The organism is Haematomicrobium sanguinis DSM 21259 (assembly GCF_000688395.1).
In the GTDB taxonomy this organism is placed as follows: Bacteria; Actinomycetota; Actinomycetes; order Actinomycetales; family Micrococcaceae; genus Haematomicrobium; species Haematomicrobium sanguinis.
This window is the reverse complement of the sequence record NZ_JIAG01000027.1, coordinates 1-1117: the sequence shown is the minus strand read 5'-3', so window position 1 is coordinate 1117 and position 1117 is coordinate 1. Positions and strand designations below refer to the sequence as shown.

3 protein-coding genes are annotated in these 1117 nt (G+C 53.8%); all 3 read left to right on the top strand.

Annotation, left to right across the window (positions count from 1 at the left end; translation table 11 throughout):
* A partial coding sequence (locus O148_RS17940; protein ID WP_169737545.1) for a hypothetical protein occupies nucleotides 1–201 on the top strand: 201 nt, incomplete at its 5' end.
* 27 nt (nucleotides 202–228) lie between these two features.
* Nucleotides 229–549, top strand: coding sequence for a hypothetical protein (locus O148_RS0113760; protein WP_026531378.1), 321 nt, complete (start codon nucleotides 229–231; stop codon nucleotides 547–549).
* An 8-nt stretch (nucleotides 550–557) separates the two neighbouring features.
* On the top strand, nucleotides 558–1117 hold a 560-nt coding region (locus tag O148_RS16785), incomplete at its 3' end, for a hypothetical protein (protein WP_035746314.1).

The window sequence follows — 1117 nt, the reverse complement described above, 5'->3', positions numbered from 1 at the left end:
GCCCACGCTAGTTATCAGTTGCGTGATTTTTTCAACGGGGAAAACACGACACTGTATCGTGACACCGTTGTCGTGCTCCCCCCGATGATGCAAGCAACCATGGAAATCTCCGCAGCCACACCATTCCCCTCCGTTGTGGACTTCATCACCGAACAAACCCGCCTGATCGCCGACACCCTCAAAGTCACACCAGTAGACTAACCTCACTCCACGTAGGATCCAGGGAACATGTGGGGTGAAGCGTTCGAGTCCGCGGTGAACTCCGGCAAGGGGTTCTGGAAAGCGGTCAGTGGTGGGCCGCAACAGTTCGGCCAATCCTTCATGAACCTGTTCAAGGGTAAGCCCGGGTTTGTGAAAGACTTCACCGAGCTTGCGGAAGGACTAGGCGTGCTGTCTGCACGTACTGCTGGCGGTCAACGTGTGATCATCGAGCTTGGCGAGGCAGGTGCACTCTTGTACTACTACATTGATTATCTTAATTCCGGGATCTTTAGCCCGATCAGGCACTTCCTCGAACAAAAACCGCAACCTCAACCGGCAGGAAAATAATCACACCCATGTTCGGACTCGGCAAGAAACAACCGTCACACCCAGAACCAGTGAAACCCGATGATTGGGACCAACGCCTCCCGTCAGAGAAAACACGTCAACGATTCGAATTGAGCTCGGCGTGGAAGAACACCGGGGAGTCGGTCAATTATCCCAGCCCGGAAGCCTGGTCCAAAGACATTGGCCAACAAGCCATAGATCTTTCGTGGAAAGGGGAGGGCCCGGTTTCTCAGAAAGAGTTCATGGCGCAGCTCAATGGGTGGGTGTATGCGTGGAAAGCCTCAACATACGCGAGTCTCTATGTTCAGGTTGAGGCCCCGGATTGGGGTGTCACCGCGATCCTCACAATCACGCCCATTAGCGATCCGATCTATACACCAATGGATTACTGGACGAATCTGGAAAATGATAAAGAGCTTCAGCGGCGTTTGCTCACCCCGATTGAGTTTGACACGTTCGAGGTTCCTGCCGGCCCCGCAGCCCACGCTAGTTATCAGTTGCGTGATTTTTTCAACGGGGAAAACACGACACTGTATCGTGACACCGTTGTCGTGCTCCCCCCGATGAT

Excerpts from the sequence above, each read along its gene's own strand:
- O148_RS0113760 (WP_026531378.1), top strand. The coding sequence starts at position 229 with ATGTGGGGTGAAGCGTTCGAGTCCGCGGTGAACTCCGGCAAGGGGTTC.